This is a genomic window from Streptomyces sp. NPDC058632, from assembly GCF_042717095.1.
GTDB lineage: Bacteria > Actinomycetota > Actinomycetes > Streptomycetales > Streptomycetaceae > Streptomyces.
This window is the reverse complement of the sequence record NZ_JBHXQZ010000092.1, coordinates 25,827-31,592: the sequence shown is the minus strand read 5'-3', so window position 1 is coordinate 31,592 and position 5,766 is coordinate 25,827. Positions and strand designations below refer to the sequence as shown.

The 5,766-nt window shown below is 73.1% G+C and carries 3 protein-coding genes; all 3 read right to left on the bottom strand.

What is annotated here, in order from left to right:
* Positions 1 to 3,242: type I polyketide synthase (locus ACFWVE_RS28305; protein WP_384019749.1), on the bottom strand; the 3,242-nt coding region annotated here is incomplete at its 3' end.
* A 53-nt stretch (positions 3,243 to 3,295) separates the two neighbouring features.
* Positions 3,296 to 4,342, bottom strand: a complete 1,047-nt coding sequence (locus tag ACFWVE_RS28300; RefSeq protein WP_384019746.1) for a ketoacyl-ACP synthase III family protein — start codon at positions 4,340 to 4,342, stop codon at positions 3,296 to 3,298.
* 91 nt (positions 4,343 to 4,433) lie between these two features.
* Complete coding sequence (locus ACFWVE_RS28295) at positions 4,434 to 5,663, bottom strand: cytochrome P450 (protein ID WP_384019743.1); 1,230 nt, start codon at positions 5,661 to 5,663, stop codon at positions 4,434 to 4,436.
* Between the last annotated feature and the right edge of the window lie 103 nt (positions 5,664 to 5,766).

The window sequence follows — 5,766 nt, the reverse complement described above, 5'->3', positions numbered from 1 at the left end:
TTGGTCGGGAAGTCCGTGATCGCGTGCTCCTCGTCGACGAGGAGCCGCCAGAGCCCGCCGGGGGTGGTGATGCCGCCGGGGAACCGGCAGCCGATGCCCACCACGACGACCGGGTCGTCCTCGTCCTGAGCGTCGGGGACCGAGGCGGCACGGACCGGCGCGAGAGCCTCCCGGTGCGCCGTTGGTGCGATCAGCTCGACCAGATGGTCCGTCAGCCGCTCCGGCGTCGGGAAGTCGTACACCGATCCGCTGTGCACGTCGAGACCGGTCGCGGCGGACAGTGTCTCGCTCAGTGTGAGAGCCATCATGGAGTCCATGCCGAGGTCGGTGAAGTGCGCCGAGACCTCTGTCGGTTCGCCGGCCGGAGTGCCGAGGACCGCGCCGACGTGTCCTGCGACCAGGTCGAGCACGACCCGCCGACGCTCCGGCGCGGACAGCGCACCCAGCTCGCGGGCGAGCGGAACGCCCGGGGCGCTCTCGGCAGGCGTTTCAAGGACCGAGGGTTCAGCGAGTACCCGGGGCCCGCCAAGGGCCGCAGGCTCGTCCACCAGCATGTGCGCGCCCTCGGAAACCTCCGCCCGCTCGACCTCCCCGTCGGCCGGGAGCCAGTAGCGCCGCCGCTGAAAGGCATACGTCGGCAGCGGAGCGCGCTGCCCGGTGGCCGGGGTCAGCGCGGCCCAGTCCACCGCCGTACCTCGCACATGGACGCGCCCGAGGGCCGTCAGCAGGGTTTCCTCCTCCGGCCGTCCGTGGCGCAGGACGGCGGCCGACATGCCCGGAGTCACGTCCGGCAGACACCTCGGCACCAGCGCCGAGAGCACCGCGTCCGGACCCAGCTCCAGGAAGGTGTCCGTGCCCTGCTCCCGTACGGTCCGCACGGCGTCCAGGAACCGCACCGGGCGGCGGACATGGTCCCCCCAGTACTCCGGTGAGCACAGATCCGTCCCCTCGGCGACCTGCCCGGTGACCGTGGACACGACGGGCAGGCGCGGCGCGCGGTACGTGAGGCCGGCGCAGACCTGGGCGAAGTCGCCCAGCACCGGGTCCATCAAAGGGGAGTGGAAGGCGTGGGCCACGGCGAGCGGCCTGGTGCGGTGGCCGCGGGCGTGGAGGAGGTCCGTCACCTCGGCCAGGGCCGCCGCGGTGCCCGAGAGCACCACGGACGCGGGACCGTTGACCGCGGCGACGGACAACTCCCCTTCCCGGCTCGCGAGCAGCGGCGCCACCTCGGCCTCCGGGGCGAACACGGCCGTCATCGCGCCGCCCTTGGGCAGGGCTGCCATCAGCCGGCCGCGCGCGGCGATCAGCGTGCAGGCGTCGGTGAGGGAGAGGACCCCGGCCGCGTGGGCCGCGGCCAGCTCTCCGACCGAGTGACCGGCGAGGACCTCGGGCCGGACGCCGAGCGCGGTGATCAGGTGGTACAGGGCGGTCTCGACGGCGAACAGCGCCGCCTGGCCGAGGTCGGTGCGCCGGATCGCCTCGCCGCCGCCGGTGAAGACCGTCTCCCTGAGGGACGTGCCCAGCAGCGGGTCCAGCTCGGCGCACACCTCGTCGAAGGCGTCGGCGAACGCGGCGAAGGAGTCGTACAGTTCGCGGCCCGTGCCCGGCCGCATGCTGCCCTGCCCGGAGAACAGGACGGCGAGGCTTCCGCCGGTGGTGCGTCCGGTGACCGTGCCCGGTGCCGGCTTGCCCGCCTCGATGGCGGCCAGACCGGCGAGCAGCGCCTCCCGGTCGCGGCCCACCACCACGGCCCGATGCTCGAACCGCGAACGGGTGGTGGCCAGGGCGCGGGCAACGGCCCCTGCCGTGCCGGATCCGTCAGAGGCGACGAACTCCCGGAGTCTCGCGGCCTGTTCGCGCAGCGCCGCCTCCCCGCGTCCGTACACCGGCCAGGGCAGCAGATGGCCGCCTTCGCGGACCGGGGGCACAGGGGGTTCGCGGTCCGGCGCGGCCGGGCGTTCGGCGAGTACGACGTGGCAATTGGTGCCGCCCATCCCGAACGAGCTGACCCCGGCCACCAGTGGCTGATCCGGGTGCGGCCAGTCCTCCAGGCGCCGCTGCACCGCGAGGCCCAGCCCGTCCAGGTCGATGGCGGGGTGGGGCTGGTCGAAGTTGAGGCTGGCGGGCAGTCGGCGGTTGTCCAGGCACAGCAGCGTCTTGATCAGGCCGGCGATGCCGGCGGCGCCCTCAAGATGGCCGATGTTGGTCTTCACCGAACCGACGCGCAGGGGATCCCCGGCCGCCCGCGTACCGCCGAGGGCCGCGCCGAGCGCGCTCGCCTCGACCGGGTCGCCCGCCGGGGTGCCGGTGCCGTGCAGTTCGACGTACTGCACCTCGTCCGGGGCCACCTGCGCCTGCGCGCAGGCCGCGCGCACGACGTCGGCCTGCGCGTCGGCGCTCGGCAGGGTGAGGGAGGCGCCCCAGCCGTTGTTCACCGCGCTGCCCAGCAGGACGCCGTAGACGTGGTCGCCGTCGGCCAGGGCGCGGTCCAACGGTTTCAGCAGGACCGCGCCGCCGCCCTCACCGCGGACGTAGCCGTTGGCACGCGCGTCGAAGGTGTAGCAGCGGCCGTCCGGGGACAGGCCGCCCCATCGGACGGACACCAGGGAGGCCTCGGCGAGCAGGCTGAGGTTGATCCCGGCCGCGACCGCGGTCGCCGACTCGCCGCGGCGCAGGCTCTCGCAGGCCAGATGAACGGCGACCAGCGACGAGGACTGGCCGGTGTCCACGGTCATGCTGGGCCCGTGTACCCGCAGGAAGTGCGACAGACGGTTGGCGATGATGCCGCGGTGGATGCCGGTGATGGTGTGCTGCGTCGCCGAGGTGCGGGCGGTGCGGTACGCCAGGTGCGCGTAGTCGTCCCAGATGGATCCGACGAAGACGCCGAGCCGGGTCCCCGCCACGTCGGCGGGCACGACCCCGGCGTCCTCCAGGACTTCCCAGCCCAGCTCCAGAACCAGCCGCTGGCGCGGGTCCATGGCGGCGGCCTCCCGCGGAGAGATCCGGAAGAAGGCGGCGTCGAACCGGTCGACGCTGTCGAGGAAGGAGCCCCACTCCGCCTCTCCGCCGCTCCTGCGCTCCTTCGGGGCCTGCCGGACGGTGTGCCTGCCCTCGCTCAGCAGCCGCCAGAACGCGCGCGGGGACGGCGCGTCCGGGAAGCGGCAGGAGACGCCGACGACGGCGATCGGCTCGCCCTGCTGCCCGGTACCGCCGTCGTTGCGGGTGGAGACAGTGCCATCCATCTGTGCAACTCCAAGAGATCGCGATAAGACGAAGAGAGATGAGGGGGGAGGACCTAGCGCTCGGCGGGGGAGCCGGCCCAGTCCGGCCGCTCCAGGATCTCCAGCACGGCGCAGCCCCAGCTGTATCCGGCGCCCACCCCGACCAGCAGGCAGCGGTCGCCCGGTGCGGCCCTGCCGGTCGCCACGAGATGGTCGAGGCCCGCGAACTGGTCGCCGGCGCCGAGATGGCCGACCGTGCGGCTCCACTCCCAGGTCGTGCGGGCCGGGTCGATGCCGAACCGCTCGTAGTACAGCGACTCCAGGCGCATCCGGCCGAAATGGGGCAGCACCACCCAGTCGATCTCCGGCAGTTCGAGACCGGCGTCGGACAGTGCGTGTTTGAGCACGGTGGCCTGCCCCTCGGCGAGTCTGCGCAGCGCGTACGACATCCCGTGCCGCACGTTGAACGCGCGGGTGGCGTCCTCGAACGACAGCGGCACCCGGTGGCCGAGCGGGGCCTCGGCGAACGGGTCCTCGCCGCGGTGCAGGGGCTCCAGCTCCGGGTCGGCGTGAGCGGCCAGGGAGACCAGGCGGGCGAAGCCTCCGCGCCGGGACAGCACGAGGGCGGTGCCCCCGTCGGCGTACGGCGTGCCGGGGTCGGTGCGCCAGCGGTCGAAGCCGGGCAGGCCGTAGCGGTCACCGGTGGTGAGCAGGGCGTCCCGACGGGCCGGTGCGGCGGCCAGATAGGAGGCGGCGAGATCGAGTGCGGCCAGGCCGCCGTTGGACATCTGCCGGATCTCCAGCGCCGGGCACTGGTTGGCGAGCGTCTCGCGCTGCACGTACGACGCCACCGCCCAGGCATCGTGCCCCTGGAACCAGGTGTCGGCGTGCAGGATCAGGTCCACGTCGGCGGCGGTGGAACCGGCACGCTCCACCGCTCGGCAGGCCGCGCGCACGGCCATCTCCGGCGCGGAGTCGTCCTGCGCCACCGTCACGGAGAGCACCTCGGTGCGGGAGACCAGGACGGGCGGGCAGTCACCGGCGACGACGGCGTCATCGAGCCGCCGGCGGGGCGGCAACCAGGCGCCGGTGCCCCGTACGAAGATGTCGTCGAACCTCACAACTGCCTCCAGGGGAAGCGGACATGACATTGCGAGGCCCGGCGGACCGCCGGACGGCGGCCGTGGGTGTCGCCGGGCCGGTCGCCGGAGTTCACCAGGTGACGTCCAGCCGCCACACGCCGTAGACGATCGCCCGTTCCTTCGTGGGGAGTTCGTCGACCGGGGTGACCAGGCGCAGGGTGGGAACGCGCTGGAACAGCCGGGTGAGGACGACCTCCAGTTCGAGGCGGGCCAGGTCGGCGCCGATGCACAGGTGGGTGCCGTGCCCGAACCCGACATGCCGCCGGCTGCCGCGGGACAGGAGCAGCCGGTCCGGGTCGTCGAACTCGCGCGGGTCGCGGTTGGCGGCCTGGAGCAGCACCAGGACGCCGTCGCCCTCGCGGATGGTCTCGCCGCCGATCTCGATGTCGGCGAGCGCCACGCGGGGCACGGCGAGGTCGCCGAGCCCGAGGTAGCGCACCAGTTCCTCGACCGCGGGCCCGATCAGCGACGGGTCGCGGGTGAGGGCGTCGAGCTGCTCGGGATGCTCCAGGAGTGCCGCCACACCGAGGGTGATGTGGTTGGCGGTCGTCTCGTGGCCGCCGTTGATGAGCATGCGGCAGGTGTTCACCACGTCCCGGACGTCGTACGTCCCGTCCTCGGTGCGGTGCGCGGCGACGGTCCTGCTGATCAGGTCGTCGCCGGGCTCACGGTCCTTTCGGCGGACCAGTTCCTCCAGATAGGCGCCGACCTCGACGACCGCGGCCTCGCGTTCGGCCTGGGAACTGGTGCCGCCGAAGAGGCGCTCGCCGTGCTGCTGGAGGAAGTCGCGGTCCTCGGGCGGCACGCCCAGCAGATCGCAGATCATCGCCATCGGCGCCGGCAACGACAGCAGGCGGTGCAGGTCGGCGGGCGGGCCCGCGGCGAGCAGTGCGTCGATGCATGCGTCGGTGGTGCGCTCGATGGCCTCGCGCAGCTTCTGCACATTGCGGTGCGTGAACGAGGGGGCGACCTTGCGCCGGGCGTCGGTGTGGCGGGGCGGGTCGAAGGCGATGAACGAGCTGTCGGTGCGCATCTGGGGCGGCGCGTCGAAGTAGAACGGGTAGTTGGCGTGGGTGCGCGAGGAGCTGATCCTGCTGTCGGTGAGGATCTGCCGGGCCTCCTTCAGTCCCGCCACCACCCAGGCCTCGCGCCCGGTGGCCAGGCGGACCTTGGACACCGGGCGCTTGCCGATGAGCTGTTCGTACTGAACGGGCGGGGCGAACGGGCACCGCCGCTCGTAGGGAAAGGTCTCCTGGACGGCCTGTCCGGTGGCCTCGGGGTCGTGGTCGGCGGTGGTCATCGGTTTCCCCCACAAAGACGTGTCACAGCGGGAACGGGGTTGTGGCGGCGAGGGGACGCCACAACCCCGTGGGCGGTCACCGAGTCTTGGTGCGCCCTCTCGT